12 protein-coding genes and 1 tRNA gene are annotated in these 12,482 nt (G+C 72.1%); 5 read left to right on the forward strand and 8 right to left on the reverse strand.

Going from position 1 to position 12,482, the window contains the following annotated elements:
- Nucleotides 1-96 precede the first annotated feature (96 nt).
- The 4 genes from I2501_RS18505 to I2501_RS18520 all read right to left on the reverse strand — a co-directional run bounded on the left by I2501_RS18505 (nt 97) and on the right by I2501_RS18520 (nt 3,393).
- The gene (locus I2501_RS18505; RefSeq protein ID WP_236046631.1) at nt 97-1,230 is read right to left on the reverse strand and encodes a PstS family phosphate ABC transporter substrate-binding protein; all 1,134 of its coding nucleotides are present in this window, start codon (nt 1,228-1,230) and stop codon (nt 97-99) included.
- A 104-nt stretch (nt 1,231-1,334) separates the two neighbouring features.
- Entirely contained in the window at nt 1,335-1,760 is a 426-nt protein-coding gene (locus tag I2501_RS18510; RefSeq protein ID WP_196195192.1) for a hypothetical protein, read from the reverse strand.
- Entirely contained in the window at nt 1,757-2,110 is a 354-nt protein-coding gene (locus I2501_RS18515) for a YegP family protein (RefSeq protein ID WP_196195193.1), read from the reverse strand. The genes I2501_RS18510 and I2501_RS18515 overlap by 4 nt, the downstream gene beginning before the upstream one ends.
- A gap of 221 nt (nt 2,111-2,331) precedes the next feature.
- The gene (locus I2501_RS18520) at nt 2,332-3,393 is read right to left on the reverse strand and encodes an LLM class F420-dependent oxidoreductase (protein WP_196195194.1); all 1,062 of its coding nucleotides are present in this window, start codon (nt 3,391-3,393) and stop codon (nt 2,332-2,334) included.
- Between the two features lie 276 nt (nt 3,394-3,669).
- On the opposite strand from I2501_RS18520, the gene I2501_RS18525 reads away from it, so the two are divergent.
- A complete protein-coding gene (locus I2501_RS18525; RefSeq protein ID WP_196195195.1) occupies nt 3,670-4,653 on the forward strand; it encodes an aldo/keto reductase in 984 nt (327 codons plus the stop codon).
- Between the two features lie 99 nt (nt 4,654-4,752).
- Nucleotides 4,753-6,612, forward strand: coding sequence for a helix-hairpin-helix domain-containing protein (locus I2501_RS18530; RefSeq protein ID WP_196195196.1), 1,860 nt, complete (start codon nt 4,753-4,755; stop codon nt 6,610-6,612).
- Between the two features lie 48 nt (nt 6,613-6,660).
- On the opposite strand, the gene I2501_RS18535 is transcribed toward I2501_RS18530, so the two are convergent.
- Nucleotides 6,661-7,248 (reverse strand): hypothetical protein, encoded by a 588-nt coding sequence (locus I2501_RS18535; RefSeq protein ID WP_196195197.1) that lies wholly within the window; start codon nt 7,246-7,248, stop codon nt 6,661-6,663.
- Nucleotides 7,249-7,476: 228 nt separating this feature from the next.
- Between I2501_RS18535 and I2501_RS18540 the strand changes: the two genes are divergently transcribed.
- Entirely contained in the window at nt 7,477-7,692 is a 216-nt protein-coding gene (locus I2501_RS18540; protein ID WP_328806486.1) for a DUF5703 family protein, read from the forward strand.
- A gap of 3 nt (nt 7,693-7,695) precedes the next feature.
- Here I2501_RS18540 and I2501_RS18545 read toward each other — a convergent pair whose 3' ends face one another.
- From I2501_RS18545 to I2501_RS18555, 3 genes are all read right to left on the reverse strand, one after another.
- Nucleotides 7,696-8,433 (reverse strand): chaplin, encoded by a 738-nt coding sequence (locus I2501_RS18545; RefSeq protein WP_328806450.1) that lies wholly within the window; start codon nt 8,431-8,433, stop codon nt 7,696-7,698.
- Between the two features lie 364 nt (nt 8,434-8,797).
- Nucleotides 8,798-9,037, reverse strand: a complete 240-nt coding sequence (locus I2501_RS18550) for a chaplin (RefSeq protein ID WP_196195199.1) — start codon at nt 9,035-9,037, stop codon at nt 8,798-8,800.
- Nucleotides 9,038-9,215: 178 nt separating this feature from the next.
- Nucleotides 9,216-10,553 carry a M20/M25/M40 family metallo-hydrolase gene (locus I2501_RS18555; protein WP_196195413.1) on the reverse strand — a complete coding sequence of 446 codons (1,338 nt, stop codon included), beginning with the start codon at nt 10,551-10,553 and terminating at the stop codon, nt 9,216-9,218.
- A gap of 310 nt (nt 10,554-10,863) precedes the next feature.
- Between I2501_RS18555 and I2501_RS18560 the strand changes: the two genes are divergently transcribed.
- Nucleotides 10,864-10,946 (forward strand) — tRNA-Leu (locus tag I2501_RS18560).
- A gap of 172 nt (nt 10,947-11,118) precedes the next feature.
- Nucleotides 11,119-12,435 (forward strand): YhgE/Pip domain-containing protein, encoded by a 1,317-nt coding sequence (locus I2501_RS18565; RefSeq protein WP_196195200.1) that lies wholly within the window; start codon nt 11,119-11,121, stop codon nt 12,433-12,435.
- Nucleotides 12,436-12,482: the final 47 nt, after the last annotated feature.

Below are 12,482 nucleotides of genomic sequence, written 5' to 3' on the forward strand. Positions count from 1 at the left end.
GCGCGCCCCCCCCCCCCCCCCCCGGCCCCCCCCCCCCCCCGGGGGGGGGGGGGGGGGGGCCCCCCCCCCCCCCGCCGCAGGGAGGAGCAGAAGGGATCAGGTCGTGCTGGTGGTGCCGCACAGGCCGAGCAGCAGGAAGCCGAAGCTCTTGACGTCCGCCTGGGCCGTGCTGTTCTTGCAGACCCAGCCGGTGGAGCTGAACAGGCCCTTCAGCGCGGTCGCGTGGGCGTTCCCGGCGTTCCAGTCCGCGGTGCGCACCACGGTGTACAGGTTGCGCGCGTAGGACGTGGCCGCGTAGGCCGAGGTGATCACGTGGTTGACGGTGTCGATGGGCACGACGCCGTTGGTCTCACGGACCGTCAGCGGGCCGGGCGCGTCGGTCGAGGTGGTGTGACCGAAGTACACCTGGCCGATGTAGTGGCCCACGGAGTAGGGGACGATCGCGTCGGCGGTCTGGAGCAGCGCGTTGGTGCCCTCGTTCTCCTCGACCGTGCTGTTGACGCAGGAGCCGATCTGGGCGTCGGTGAGCCCGAGGACGCTCTCGAAGAACGCCCGGGTGCCCGAGCCGACCTGCGGCAGGAACGCCTGGATGGTGTTGGCGGAACCGGTGTAGCCGGAGATGTCGGTGATCTGGTTCCACTTGGTGTCGGTGCAGGTGTAGATGTTCTTCAGGTCCGCCGTGGTCAGGTTGGCGGGGGCGTCACCGTTCGCGTCGGCCGCGTAGGACACGGCGTCCTTCGCGTAGGCGATGAAGGTCAGCCCGGTCGGGTCGGAGCTGCCGGCCGGGCGCGAGGAACGCGAGTAGTCCAGCGTGCTGCTGGTCGTCGTGCTCAGCGCGGTGATGCCCGCGCTCGAACCGTTGGGGCGGGCGATCGAGGACGCGCCCGACTTGGGCGTGATCGGGCTGCTGCCGGTCGCGTCCCAGCTGTAGAGCTTGGGCGTGCCGGTGTAGTCGGCGGACAGCTGGTTGAACAGCGCCTGGGTGGTGTCCGAACCGACGCCGACGATGTCGGTCGCGGCGGGGGTGACCCCGCTCGGCGGGTCGGCCAGCGCCGGGCCGGCGGCCAGGGTGGCGACCGCGGCGGCGATCGCGACGGCGAAGAGCGGCTTGGACAGCGAGATGGTGCGCATGTTCCGGTCCTCCACGAAGGGCGGGTCGTACAGGCGTCCCGAAGCCTCGGTACGGGCTTCGGCGAGCCAGAGCCTTCCGGGCGCCCGATCGCCGGACAAGCCGGAAGGCTCCCGGGGCCCCCTCGTGTCGGATGACGAACATGCAGGTCAGCCGGGCTTCTCCGGCCGCCGTGGGCGTCGTGTGTACTTCTCCACGTGGCGGTTCACCTGCTCTTCGGCCATGCGGCGTTCACCGCGTCCAGGGCGTCGCGGAAGCCCACGGCGCCGCGTCGGCACTGGTCGGACCGCAGGTAGCCGCGGGCGCTCTGGGCCACCGGCTGCTGGTGGCCGCTGTCGCTGCGACGGGACGGCAGATGGGCCGTCCACACCCACTCCCGCCCGCCGCCGGGCTGCGTGAGCGTGAACCGCAACGCGTTCCGGTCGGCGAGCAGCTCCCGCAGCCCCGCGGCCAGCGCGTCGTCGCCCGGGAAGGCCCGCAGCGAACGCGCCAGCGGCCGACCGTTGGCCGCCAACAGCGTCCAGCGCACCTGGTTTCCGCTGCCTTGCAGCACCAGGAGCCGCGGGCCGCGGGGGCGTTCCGGGCCGCACGAACGGACCGCGGTCGGCCCGGCGGGACGGCGCATCGTCATGCCGCCACCTCTTCCAGCAGCGCCACGAAACTCCCGAGCGACTTCCGGCAGGTGCCGTAGCGCTCGTACGCCCGCGGCGAGCGGGCGAGCGGGCGGCCGGCCGTGAGACTCACTGTCCAGACCCAGCCGACGCCCTGGTGGACATGGGCGATCCGCGCGTGCTCCGCGATGGCCACCGCCCCTTCCAGGCACAGGGCCTGACAGGCCGTCAGTGCCGCCTCCTCGGTGCGGTAGCACGGGACGGAGACTCCGACGACGCGGCCGTTGAGCGCTTTCAGCCGCCAACCGTAGAGCCCGTCACCCACCTGCGCGGCGCTGCAGCGCCCTCTCCCGACAAGCACGTCACCCACGGCCACCCACCCTTTTCGCCGACGAAGCCCACCCAGGCGCATTACGGAATCAAATCTCAGACCGCAAAAGGGTGTTCCTGTCATGGCGCGAGCGACTGTTCGTCCACCGGCTACGCCTTGTTCAGGCTTGAACTACCGCCGCTGAGCACGGAGTTCTGTCCACGGCGTGACGGACAGCTTCCGCCCGCGGACGTCGCGTCACAGGGGTCGGCGCCTCGGGATCAGGCCAGCCCGGCCTGCTCCAGGGCCTCGACCGCCGTCCGCAGCGCGGTGATCCGCTCGTCCAGGGTGAACCCGCCCGGGGAGAGGTTGACCGTCGTCACGCCCGCGTCCGCGTAGGCGCGCAGGCGGTCGGCGATGCGGTCGCGGGTGCCGACCAGGGTGGTGGAGTCGATGAGCTGCTGCGGCACCGCGGCCGCCGCGGCCGCCTTGTCGCCCGCGAGGTAGAGCTTCTGGATCTCCTCCGCCGCCTCCTCGTAGCCCATCCGGCAGGCGACGCGGTTGTAGAAGTTCTGCTCCTTGCTGCCCATGCCGCCCACGTAGAGCGCCGTGTAGTGGCGGAAGATGTCCGCCGCCGCGGCCAGGTCCGCCTCGCTGTCGCTCGCGGCGACCGCGATCGGGACGTTCGGGGCGACGTCGAAGCCGTCCAGCGTCAGGCCCGCCTTCTCGCGGCCGGCGCGCACGGAGGCCAGGGAGAGCTCGGCCTGCTCCGGGGCGAAGAAGATGCCGAGCCAGCCGTCGGCGATCTCGCCGGTCAGCTCCAGGTTCTTCGGGCCGATGGCCGCGATGTAGAGCGGGATCCGCTCGCGCACCGGGTGGATGGTGAGCTTGAGCGCCTTGCCCGGACCGCCCGGCAGCGGCAGCGTCCAGTTGGCGCCGTCGTGGGCGACGCGCTCGCGGGACATGGCCTTGCGGACGATCTCGACGTACTCACGCGTGCGGGCCAGCGGCTTGTCGAACTTGACGCCGTACCAGCCCTCGGAGACCTGCGGCCCCGAGACGCCGAGCCCGAGCCGGAACCGGCCGCCGGAGAGCGTGTCCAGGGTGGCCGCGGTCATCGCGGTCATGGTGGGCGTGCGGGCCGGGATCTGGAAGATCGCGGAGCCGACGTCGATCCGCTCGGTCTTGGCCGCGACGTACGCCAGCACGGTGGCCGCGTCCGAGCCGTAGGCCTCGGCGGCCCAGCAGACCGAGTACCCGAGGCGGTCCGCCTCCTGGGCGACGGCGATGTTGTCGGCGTCGTTGCCGAGTCCCCAGTAGCCGAGGTTGATCCCGAGTCGCACGCTGCTGCCTCCTTGCCGGCGGGTCTCCCTGGTTACCTCTGGTCCCCAGCGGAGCGTCTGCGCCGACTCTAGCCCCCGCGTCCGCGCGCGGCTACCGGCCAGTAGCACGGGCCTCCGACGTCTCCGGCCGGGACACGCCTCCGTTCGGGTGGCGGCCGATGCCCTCGGGGCACAGAGGTTCCGCGTAGGCTCACCCCGCCGGCTTCCCACGGCCTCACCACCACCTCCCCGCCAGCTTCCCGACCGCCCCCGCCCGTCACCGGAAGGCTCCCACCCGTGCAGCAGCGTCATCTGGGCCGCACCGGCCTGCGCGTGTCCCGTCTGGGCCTCGGCACCATGACCTGGGGCCGGGATGTCGACGAGCACGACGCCGCCGACCAGCTCAAGGTCTTCATGGACGCGGGCGGCACCCTGGTCGACACGGCGGACGTCTACGCGGACGGCGGCGCGGAGTACCTCCTCTCCCGGCTGATCGACGACCTGGTCCCGCGCAGCGAGCTGGTCATCGCCACCAAGGCGGGCAGCGTCCCCGACCGCGACCGCCGCTTCGACGGCTCGCGCGGCCACCTGCTGCGCGCACTGGACGCCTCGCTGGCGCGCCTCGGCACCGACTACGTCGACCTGTGGCAGGTGCACGCGTTCGACCCGGACACCCCGATGGAGGAGACGCTCCACGCGCTCGACCTCGCCGTCAGCAGCGGCCGGGCCCGGTACGTCGGCGTCAGCAACTACTGCGGCTGGCAGCTGGCCAAGGCCTCGACCTGGCAGCGGTCGGTCCCGGGCCGGGTCCCGCTGGCGGGAACGCAGATGGAGTACTCGCTGCTGCAGCGCGGGATAGAACGCGAGGTCCTGCCGGCCGCGCTGGACGCGGGCATCGGCCTGCTGGCCTCGTCGCCGCTCGGCCGCGGGGTGCTGACGGCCAAGTACCGGCACGGCACCCCGCCGGACTCGCGCGGCGCCTCACCGACCTTCGGCGCCTTCGTCCACCCCTACCTGGACGAGCGCGGTCGCCGCATCGTCGACGCCGTCGCCACGGCGGCCGACGGGCTCGCGACCACGCCGCTGCAGGTGGCGCTGGCGTGGATCCGCGACCGCGAGGGCGTCACCGCGCCGGTCCTCGGCGCACGCACGGCCACGCAGTTGCAGGCCGCGCTCCAGGTGGAGTCGCTGACGCTGCCGACGGAGATCCGCAACGCGCTGGACGACATCTCCGCGCCCGTTCACGTCTATCCCGACCAGAACTGGACGGCGCTGTACTGACGTGCACCGATCCGCTCCGGGGCGGATTCCGGATTTGTCAGTGGCGGCCGCTAGCGTTCTTTGCGTCAGACACGCACGTATTCCGAAGGGCCGCGACCGATGAGTGACACCGCCGCGAACACTGCGACCGCCGTGACCGCGCAGCTCGCCGAGGCGATCCGCGCCGCCGACGGCCAGGCGCAGGACGTCGACGCCCAGGCGCGGGACGCCGTGGCGGACGCAGCGGCGATCCTCGGCGAGGGGGGAGCGCCCGCGCAGCTCGCCCCTGCCGTGGTGGGCGCGCTCGGCGAGCGCGCCGCCGACGCCCTGCGGGAGGACCCGTGGGCCGTGCTGTCGGTGCCCGGCGTGCTGCCCGCCAACGCGGACGAGTTCGCGCGCGGCCTGCTCGGCGCCGAGGCCTCGCCGGGGGACGAGCGACGGGCCAACGCCCTGGTCCAGTGGCTGCTGGAGCGCGCGTCGCTGCACGGCCACACGGCCGTCGAGCTCGGCGAGATCCACCGCGGGCTTGCGGACCACGGCGTGCCGGCCCCGGACGAGGCCCTGGCGCAGGTGCTGACGGACGGTCGGGTGATGGCCTTCCAGGAGGAGGGCGACGACGAGGACGAGTCGGAGGAGGCAGCCGCCGGTCAGGTGCTGCTCGCGCTCGACCGGCTCGCGCTGGCCGAGGAGAGCCTCGCCGACGGCCTGGTCCGGCTGAGCTCCACCTTCCCCGGCCGCGACGCGGCCCCGGGCGGGTCTGCGGCGGTCACCGACGACACGGAGGAGCCCTCGGAGGAGCAGCCCTCGGAAGAAGAGCCGTCGGAGGAGCAGCCGGCCGCACCCCGCCCCAGCTGGGACGAGGTGATCGACGCCGCGCCCAACTCCTCTGCCGCCGCGCTGATCCGCGCTGTCGCCGACTCCGCGCTCGTGCTGCACACCGGCGGCGAGACCGCCCGCTCCGAGCCCGTGGCGCTGCTCCAGGCCGCCCGGCAGCTCGGGCTGCGGGCCGCGCTCACGGCGACGCACGCCGACAGCGCCCGGCGGCTCGACCCCGACGCCGTGCCGCTCGCCACGCTGCTGGCCTCCGGCGAGCGTGACGAGGACGGAACGCTCGCGCTCGACCTGCTGATCGTCTGTGACGCGCCCGCGCTCGACGCCGAGTTGGCCGCCACGGTGGCGGAGTCGCTGGCGGACGGTGGGCGCCTGGTGCTGAGCGGCGATCCGGGCGACCTCTGGTCCGCCGGGCCCGGCCGGGTCTTCGCGGACCTGGTGGCGGCCAAGCCCGCGCCGGTCGTCGCGTCCCGCCAGCCGGACTTCGGCCCGATCGGCGAGCTGGTCTCGGGCATCGGCATCGGCGAGCTCGAACCGGTCGAGGCCCCCGAGAAGGAGGTCGTCCTGGTGCAGGCCAGGGACGCCGCCGAGGCCGTGCACCGCGCCGTCCAGCTCGTCGGCGACTCGATCCCCCGCGCGCTGGGCATTCCGTCCGAGCAGGTCCGCGTCCTGGTCCCCGCGCACGCGGGCCCGGCGGGGACGCGTGCGCTCAACGCGGCGCTCAAGCAGCGGCTCAACCCCGGGCCGGGCCAGTTCGGCGGCTTCGACGCGGGCGACGCGGTCGTCCGGGTGCCCGCACCGGGCGTCCTCCACGAGGGCGTGGTGCGCGGCGCGGTGCCGGAGGGGCTGGAGATCGCCTTCGGCTCCGAGACGGTCGTCGTCCCGCGTGAGCAGCTCGGCGAGGTGCGGCACGGCTGGGCGCTGACGGCCCATCAGGCGGCCGGTCGCCGCTGGCCCGGCGTGGTGGTCGTGGTGCCGCCCGAGGCGGGGCCGGAGCTGAGCCGTCAGTGGCTCTACTCCGCCTGCGGCCGGGCCGAGCGTCACCTCTCGCTGATCAACGCCCTCGGCCCGGCCCTTCCGCAGACGGTGGCCACGCATGCGGCCCGCCCCCGCACCACCCGCCTGCGAACGATCCTCTCGGGCGAGTAGGACGCCACGGGCCCGCGTCGGCGGTCGGCCGCGCGGGCCGGGCGCGGCTCAGCTGGGGTCGAGGGCCTCGTCCAGCTCGTCCTCGTACTCCTCGATCACGTCGAACCGGGCGATCAGCAGCTCCGGTTCGGCGGCGTCGAACGGGTCGGCGAGCCACTCGCCCGGCTCGCTCGGGTCGGCGGCGAGGATCCAGAGGGTCGAGTCGCCCTCCTCCAGGCCGAAGTCGGAGGCGTGGCGGGCGACCCGGTCCGGCTCGAAGTCGCTGAAGAGGGTGCGCAGCGCCCCGGTCACGGTCGGGGCGCCGACGGCCTCACGGAGGGCCCCGGGGTCGGTGACGGTGTAGTCGCGGCGGATCAGCACACTGACCGCCTCCGGCTCGATGCCGTCCGACAGGCCGCTGCCGTCCGGATGGGGCACCTCGAAGGGAGTGAACTCGTCGTAGACCTCGTCGAGCAGTTCGTCATAGGCGTCCGCCGCGACGGCGAGTGCCTCGTAGGCGTCGGCGACCGCCGGATCGCCCTGGCCGGCTCTGGTCTCGACGGCGGCCAAGTGCGCGTCGACCGCGGCCTTGACCGCGTCCGCCGCGGTGCGAACCCGGGCGATCTGTTCTTCGGAGGGGCGCACGACATCAGACATGACCCGCACGCTATCCGTTCCCGGGCAGCCCGCGCATCGGAGTTGTCCGCCTCGTTGGAAAACGATCACGAATCGGTCGCCCTGGGTGCGCCCTGGGTTGCCGGTCTTCCACTCTGGGCAGCCTTTTGAGAACCTGACCTGGACCGGTCGTAGGCTTGCCTGTGTTCGTCCGCGGGAGGAAGAGTCTTGACCCCACCCATCACATCCACCGGCAAAGCGCCGCGAAAGATCGTCCGCCAGCCCGAGTACGAGTTCCGCTCGCTGATGCTGCCCCGTACGGTCAGCCGCAACGAGGCCCGGGTGCTGCTCACCGAGCAGGCGGAGTACGGCCATTGGGAACTGGACCGACTCCGCCTCTTCCCGGACGGGCGACGCAAAGTCACGCTCAAGCGACGCATCATCCGCCAGGTGCGCAGCCCGCTGAGCGCCTACCTGGAAGACTGACGCCTACCGGGAGGGCTGACGCCGGGCCTTGCGGTAGACCACCACACCGCCCGCGGCCAGCAGGACGCCGCCCCCGGCCAGCAGCAGCGCGTCATTGCCGCCACCCGTCTCGGCGAGCACCTCGCCGTTGGGCGGCGGCGGGCTCATGCGGTGGGACGGCGAGCTGTTCGGCGTCCCGCTGTTCGGCGGCGGAGGCTGCTCACCCCCGGTGTTGCCCGTGCTGCCGCCCCCGGCCGGGGAGGTGCACGCGCAGCTCGGCGACGGCGTCGGAGCCCCACTGCCCCCGGTGTCCCCGCCCGTGGCGGAGCTGTGGTTGCCGCAGTCGTTGCCATAGGCCGGGTTGCCCGCGCCCGGGGCGTTGACGGTGTTGCCGCAGAGGTTGAGCGGGATGCTCACCGGCACCTGCACCGAGTTGCCCGACCCGACACCGGGCGAGCCGTGCGCGCCGCCCTTGGCGGTGCCGCCCCCGGCGTTGCCGCCGTTCTCCCCACCGCTGTCCCCTCCCCCACGGGCGCCGCGGAGGGAGTCGTTGGCGCAGTGGTTGCCGTAGGCCGGGTTGAGCAGCCCGACCACGTTCACCGTGTTGCCGCAGGCGTTCACCGGCACGGAGACCGGAACCTGGACGGTGTTGCCGGAGAGCGCGCCCGGTGAGTCGCTGGAGGCGCCCGTGGCGCCCGCATCGGCGAAGGCGTACCCCGCCGCATAACCCGCAGTGGAAGCCAACACGCTCCCGGTCGCCATGACCGTGAGCAAACCGCGTTTGGCAGCTTGTCGCATGGTTGTGCCCTGCCCTCAGTCCTTCGGGCGACCCGCAGGTCACCCGGTTGTTGCTGGAATGCCCGAATGCGAATACCGCGCACGTGCGCGCGCACCGGGCCTGCTCCCCCGTACCACTGACAACGACAGGACGCGCCCCGGGGCACGGTTGGACTCGCACCGATTCCGTGATCGAGAGAGCGATCGGGACAGATGCACTGGAAAATACGGCGGCCCCGGGAGGAAAAACCCTCCAGGGGCCGCTCAATGGTCGATCAGACACTCAATCGGGCGCGCAATCAGGCTCTCGATCGACCGGTTCGGTCTTCCGGATTCTCCCGGGACCGGCTCAGTTGTTCTCGCAGTGGTTGCCGAACGCCGGGTTGAGCAGACCGATGACGCTGATGGTGTTGCCGCAGACGTTCACCGGCACGGAGACCGGAACCTGGACCACGTTGCCGGACAGCACACCCGGGGAACCCCAGGCCGCGCCCTCGGCGGTCGCGGAGTGCGCACTGGCCACACCGGCGCCCGCGAGGGCCAGACCACCAGCGGTGGCGACGACGACGGCGATCTTCTTGACCTGCATGGTCTCTCCTTCTCCATGGGAACAGCCCGTTCGGTGGGCTGCATATGAGTGAACGACACTGCGGCAAATGGGGTACGTGACCCCGGTGACGATCACCCGTTGGAGTGAGAACTTCCGCACGCCCATACGAAAATCCGCCATTATCAGACCGGCTCGGTGGGCGACTTCCCCGCTCGGCTCAGGACTGGTCGATAAAGCGGTCCAGCACCCGGACGCCGAACTTCAGGCTGTCGACCGGAACGCGCTCGTCCACTCCGTGGAACATTCCGGCGAAATCCAGCTCCGGAGGCAGCCGCAGCGGCGCGAAACCGAAGCAGCGGATTCCAAGTTCACTGAAGGACTTCGCATCCGTCCCGCCGGAGAGGGTGTACGGCACGGCGCGCGCGATCGGGTCCTCGGCGACCAGCGCCGACTGCATCGCCGCCACCAGCGGACCGTCGAAGTCGGTCTCCACCGCCTTGTCGTGGTGGACCGCCTCGCGCCGGACGCGCGGGCCGAGGACGGCGTCCAGCTCGGTCAGGAACTCCTCCTCGTAGCCGGGCAGGAAGCGCCCGTCCACATGCGCGGTGGCCTGCCCGGGGATGACGTTGACCTTGTAGCCGGCGCCGAGCATCGTCGGCTGGGCGGTGTTGCGCAGCGTCGCGCCGATCAGCTTGGCGATGCCGCCCAGCCGCTCCAGCGTGGTGTCCATGTCCTCCGGGTCGAGCTCGACGCCCAGCGCGTCGGAGAGCTCGTCCAGGAAGTGCCGCACCGACTTGGTGATGCGCACGGGGAACTTGTGCCGGCCGAGCCGGGCCACCGCCTCGCACAGCTCGGTGATGGCGTTGTCCTTGTTGGTCATCGAGCCGTGACCGGCGGTGCCGTCCACGGTGAGCCGCATCCAGTGCATGCCCTTCTCGGCGGTCTCCACCAGGTAGAGGCGCAGGTTCTCGTTGACCGTGAAGGAGAAGCCGCCGACCTCGCCGATGGCCTCGTTCACGCCCTCGAACAGCCCCGGGTGCTTGTCGACCAGGTGGTGCGCCCCGTAGACGCCGCCCGCCTCCTCGTCGGCGAGGAACGCGAGGACGATGTCGCGCGGCGGCTTGCGCCCGCTGCGCAACCGGTCGCGGACGACGGCCAGCGTCATCGCGTCCATGTCCTTCATGTCGACCGCGCCGCGGCCCCAGACCATGCCGTCCGCGATCTCGCCCGCGAACGGGTGGTGGGTCCAGTCGTCGGCGTTGGCGGGGACGACGTCCGTGTGCCCGTGGATCAGCAGCGCCGGACGGGACGGGTCCTCGCCCGCGATCCGGGCGATGGTGCTGGCCCGGCCCCGCTCCGACTCGATGATCTGCGGCTCCAGGCCGAACTCGGCCAGCTTCTCGGCGACGAACTCGGCGGCGGCGCGCTCGCCGGGGCCGGAGCCGTCACCGTAGTTGCTGGTGTCGATCCGGATCAGGTCCCGGCACAGCTCGGCGACCTCCGCCTCGCCGAAGCCCTCGCCCGCCGCCCCACTCGCCGCGCTGGTTCCGCCCACTGTCTCGCTCACGCTCCTCAGCCTCTCTCCGCGTCGATGCCGCACCGCGCGTCCGTGGATCCGTAGATCCGTAGATCCGTAGATCCGGAGCCCGGGGTTCCGAAGGTCCGGGGTTCCGAGGTTCGGGTGCAGTGCTGCCCATCCTCTCCCGCGCCGCGCTCGCGCCCAAGCCCGCCGCGTCCGAGCCCGTCGAGTCCCCGCAGGTCGCACCCCTGATGACCGCCCGGGAACGCGTTTCGGAACGGCCGCTGATCTTTGCTATGGTTATCCCCGTCAGCGAGGCCGCAGGGCCGCAAAGACAGAGTCCGATGCGCGGGTGGCGGAATGGCAGACGCGCTAGCTTGAGGTGCTAGTGCCCTTCGGGGCGTGGGGGTTCAAGTCCCCCCTCGCGCACGCATCGGATCGGGTCCGTGATCATCGATCACGGGCCCGCTTCGTTTTGGCCGCTCGTTTTGCCCGCTCGTTCCGCCTCTGCCGTCCGTGCCGGCCGTGCTGTCTCCTTCCTCCCCTTCCTCCCCGTGTCGCGCCCGGGCGAGCCCCGCACCGCGATCTAGCGTGGGTCACCATGGCCTCCCCGATCACGCCGCGCGGTCGAGCCCCCCAGCGACAGGCGCGCGTCGCCGCGCTGCTGCGGCGGCCGAAACTGTGGCTGGTTCCGTCCGTCCTCGCCACGCTGGTCGCGCTGGTGCTCTCGCTGCTCTACATGGGCGGCATCCTCGACCCGAGCGTCAGCCTGCACCGGCTCCCGGTCGCCGTCGTCGACGCCGACACCGGAGCGCCGCTGCCCGGTCAGCGGCAGAACCTGGGCGCGCAGGTCACTCAGGCGATCGTGGCCGCCTCGCCGGTCGGCTCCGTCGACTGGAAGCAGGTGAGCCAGGCGCAGGCACAGGACCTGCTGGCATCCGGCAAGGTCTACGGCGCGCTGGTGATCCCGGCCGACTTCACCGCCTCGGTCGGGGCGCTGACGACGGCACACGCGACGACGCGGCCCACGATCAGCGTGCTGACCAACCCGGGTGTGGGCAGCCTCGGCTCCTCGCTCGCGTCCCAGATCAACCAGAACGCGGCCCACCAGGCCTCGTTGACCATCGGCAAGGAGCTGACCTCCTCCCCCGCGACCGCGGGCGTGGACGCGACCACCCGGCTGCTGCTGGCCGACCCGGTCGCGGTCACCACGCAGGTCGGCCACCCGATCGGGCAGCACAGCGGCCTGGGGCTGAGCGCCTTCTACTACACGCTGCTGCTGGTGCTCAGCGGCTTCATCGGCGGCAACCTGATCCACAACGGCGTCGACACCGCCCTCGGCTACGCGGACAGCGAGATCGGCCCCTGGCACACCCGCCGTCCGACCGTCCCGATCAACCGGACCCGGACGCTGGTGCTGAAGATGTGGATGACCGCCGGGATCTCGGTGCTCACCACGACGATGGTGATGGTGGCCTGCGTCGCCGCGCTCGGGATGGACGCGACGCACATCCCGCTGCTGTGGATCTTCTCCTACTGCGCCTGCCTCGCGGTCGGGCTCGGCGTGCAGGCGATCAACGCCGCCTTCGGCGGGATCGGGCAGCTGGTGTCGATGTTCGTCTTCATCGCGCTGTCACTGCCCTCCTCCGGCGCGACCGTACCGCTGGAGGCGGTGCCGCCCTTCTACCGGTTCCTGGGCGCGTTCGAGCCGATGCGGCAACTCAGCGCCGGAGTCCGGTCCATCCTCTACTTCGGCGCGCGCGCCGACGCCGGCCTACTCAGGGCCTGGATCATGATCGCGGTCGGCTTCGCCCTGGCGCTGATCTTCGGCTTCTCGATGACCCGCTACTACGACCGCAAGGGCCTGCACCGCCTCACCCCGCAGCCCGCCGCGGAGGAGGAGCCGGCCCAGGCCTGACCGCGCGGGACAGGCCGGGACAGCAGAACACGGCGCGCGCCGACACG

Origin of the sequence: Streptacidiphilus fuscans (assembly GCF_015690355.1) — a bacterium.
Lineage (GTDB): Bacteria > Actinomycetota > Actinomycetes > Streptomycetales > Streptomycetaceae > Streptacidiphilus > Streptacidiphilus fuscans.

Coding starts and splice junctions, on each gene's coding strand:
- I2501_RS18565 (WP_196195200.1), top strand. CDS start 11,119: ATGGCCTCCCCGATCACGCCGCGCGGTCGAGCCCCCCAGCGACAGGCG.
- I2501_RS18535 (WP_196195197.1), bottom strand. CDS start 7,248: ATGTCTGATGTCGTGCGCCCCTCCGAAGAACAGATCGCCCGGGTTCGC.
- I2501_RS18530 (WP_196195196.1), top strand. CDS start 4,753: ATGAGTGACACCGCCGCGAACACTGCGACCGCCGTGACCGCGCAGCTC.
- I2501_RS18510 (WP_196195192.1), bottom strand. CDS start 1,760: ATGACGATGCGCCGTCCCGCCGGGCCGACCGCGGTCCGTTCGTGCGGC.
- I2501_RS18550 (WP_196195199.1), bottom strand. CDS start 9,037: ATGCAGGTCAAGAAGATCGCCGTCGTCGTCGCCACCGCTGGTGGTCTG.
- I2501_RS18545 (WP_328806450.1), bottom strand. CDS start 8,433: ATGGCGACCGGGAGCGTGTTGGCTTCCACTGCGGGTTATGCGGCGGGG.